Source organism: Nitrosomonas halophila (assembly GCF_900107165.1).
In the GTDB taxonomy this organism is placed as follows: Bacteria; Pseudomonadota; Gammaproteobacteria; order Burkholderiales; family Nitrosomonadaceae; genus Nitrosomonas; species Nitrosomonas halophila.
Genome location: NZ_FNOY01000131.1, coordinates 1 through 2,334, shown reverse-complemented (window position 1 = coordinate 2,334; position 2,334 = coordinate 1). Strand labels below are relative to the sequence as shown.

3 protein-coding genes are annotated in these 2,334 nt (G+C 49.5%); 2 read left to right on the top strand and 1 reads right to left on the bottom strand.

The genetic code is table 11. The annotated features are described in order from the left end of the window. Positions 1–145: 145 nt before the first annotated feature. Positions 146–328, bottom strand: coding sequence for a hypothetical protein (locus tag BLV85_RS15380; RefSeq protein WP_090415940.1), 183 nt, complete (start codon positions 326–328; stop codon positions 146–148). A gap of 33 nt (positions 329–361) precedes the next feature. Here BLV85_RS15380 and BLV85_RS14575 point away from each other — a divergent pair, with 33 nt between their 5' ends. Together BLV85_RS14575 and BLV85_RS14570 are read left to right on the top strand one after the other, a co-directional pair. Next, positions 362–1,153 (top strand): HTH domain-containing protein, encoded by a 792-nt coding sequence (locus BLV85_RS14575; RefSeq protein WP_090415939.1) that lies wholly within the window; start codon positions 362–364, stop codon positions 1,151–1,153. 184 nt (positions 1,154–1,337) lie between these two features. Beyond that, positions 1,338–2,216: an arsenic resistance protein gene (locus BLV85_RS14570; RefSeq protein ID WP_245725246.1), complete on the top strand. Its 879-nt coding sequence runs from the start codon at positions 1,338–1,340 to the stop codon at positions 2,214–2,216. Positions 2,217–2,334 lie beyond the last annotated feature (118 nt).

Below are 2,334 nucleotides of genomic sequence, written 5' to 3'. Positions count from 1 at the left end.
TCTACCAGAGCAAGTCTGGCTGAACCCAGAGAAGGACGGGGGTGACTTAAAGGTCGCCGTGTAGATGAACACGACAACTACCTTGACAAACAGCGCCTAGCGTAGCTATGGGTATATGTTAGCCTCCATTGGTGGCGATAATAATCTAAGGGGTCGGATCAATTGATTTGCTGAGATTGTCACTGATCTTTTTTAATTGCTGTTGGACGATGAAGTTTTCGTCTCGCAACTTCGGCAGGACAAGCAGCCGGAGGCGCTCCACGAAGTCTCCAAAGCCCATCGGCGATTCGAACAAAATGGCCGGAATTGATGTTGGAATATTAGACATGCCTCCATGTTTTTAAAAAAAGGAATACAAATCATGTCTTTTGAGCTGACTTGGAGAAGAGCTATAGACAAGGTGTTGGGTTCATCGGCAATGCCTCTTCATTACAATGAGATCACGGAGCGAATCATCTCAGACGGTTTGCGTAAGAATCTTGGCGCTACACCAGCCGCAACGGTAAATGCCCAAATATCAGCTTCTATCAAGCATGACGGGGATTCGTCTCCATACATTCGTGTAGCTAAAGGTATATTTTCCATGCGTGCCAGGGCATCTGAGGTATCGATATTGGTACCAAAACTTACGCCGGATGTGACGGAGTCAGAAGAGTCTGAAGAGCAGTATGAAATTGTTACATCTTTTGGGATGTTCTGGCGCAAAGAAGCCATAGAATGGACTGCCACACCGAAGTTGCTTGGGATGCAGCAGATTGGCGCTACGCCGGTTGATTTTTGCAAACAGCTGGGGATATATCTCCTTTACGATGGTCGTGAAGTCATCTACGTTGGCCGAACCACTGATCGGCCGCTGGGCAGGCGATTGTATGAACACACGATTGATCGCATGTCAGCCCGTTGGGACAGGTTTTCTTGGTTTGGGTTGCTGCCTATTTCTGATACGGGCCAGATTGGCGTACTACCTGACGCCTATGTCGCAGCAAAACTAATCCCTGCGCTGGAGGCAATTTTGATTGAGGCGCTGGAACCCCGCCAGAATAGAAAGCGAGGAGATGATTTGGCAGCGGTAGAATATCTACAAAAAGTCGACCCTGAAATCGAAAAGAGGAAGGTTAAAGCCACATTAGATGCCGCTCTCAATAAGCTATGAAAAGGACGAACAGGCCGCTTTACTGGACGTCAATTCCGTTACGCTTCATTGCCGCCGGTGGGCATAGCTGTTAGGTCATATACTCCCAAGGAGCTGAATCGCTTTGACACGCCAATCGCTTGAAAGCTGCCAAGTTCTGGTTTATCTGGCGGCAGTCATTCTTGGCCTGGTACTCGGAGCGAACTTGCCAAGCTGGATGGGCGTCCTTGGGGTCCTGCTTTGGCCGCTGCTGGGTATGCTGCTGTATGCGACCTTTACGCAGGTGCCACTGTCACATCTGCGTGAGGCGTTTCGTGATGCACGCTTCGTTAGCGCGGCGGTAACCGGAAATTTCGCGGTGTTGCCCTTCGTTGTGTGGGGTTTGGTGGCGGCAGCTCCCGATGACCCAGCAGTTCGCCTGGGGGTGTTACTGGTGCTTTTGGTACCGTGTACTGACTGGTTTATCACATTCACGCATCTCGGTGGCGGAGATACCAAACATGCCATTGTCTTTTCACCGATCAGTCTGCTGCTGCAGGTGATGCTGTTGCCGGTATATCTGTGGCTATTTCTCGGTGAGATTTTTACAACTGTCATCGCGCAGCAGGAAATGCTCATTGCGTTTTCCGGCTTGATTCTACTGCCATTATTGGCTGCCTTTTTGACAGAAAAATGGGCCGCAAAAAGCCCCAGTGTTGCTGCCTTCGTACGTCTTCTGACTTGGTTCCCGGTGCCATTGCTTGCGATTGTCTTGTTCGCTATTGCCGCAACACAGGTGGGTCTTGTCATGGAGTCAATCGGCCTGCTGTGGCAACTGCTCGTGGTCTTTGTGGCCTTTCTCGTCGTTGCGTCAGTAATAGCGAGAATCCTTGCGCGTGCGTTCAAGTTGCCGGCGACTCAAGGACGCGTTCTCGCATTTAGCTTTGGCACACGTAATTCTTTTGTTGTATTGCCACTGGCGCTCGCGCTTCCGTCCTCATTTGAGCTCGCTGTGGTCGCAATCGTATTTCAGTCGCTGGTCGAGTTGGTTGGCATGGTCGTATATTTATGGTGGGTGCCAAATAAACTTTTCCCAGTGAAATAGAAAAGGGGCGGAGTAAAACTTAATTTATTAGTCCGAAGTAAGGTTAAAACCACCGCCTTTAAGGCGGTAAGATTTATCTTTTAAAATTTTGGACGTACCATGATGCTAAAAGTAGGGG

Bases quoted from the DNA above. Each gene is read 5' to 3' on its own strand.
- BLV85_RS15380 (WP_090415940.1), bottom strand. From the start codon at position 328: ATGTCTAATATTCCAACATCAATTCCGGCCATTTTGTTCGAATCGCCG.
- BLV85_RS14575 (WP_090415939.1), top strand. From the start codon at position 362: ATGTCTTTTGAGCTGACTTGGAGAAGAGCTATAGACAAGGTGTTGGGT.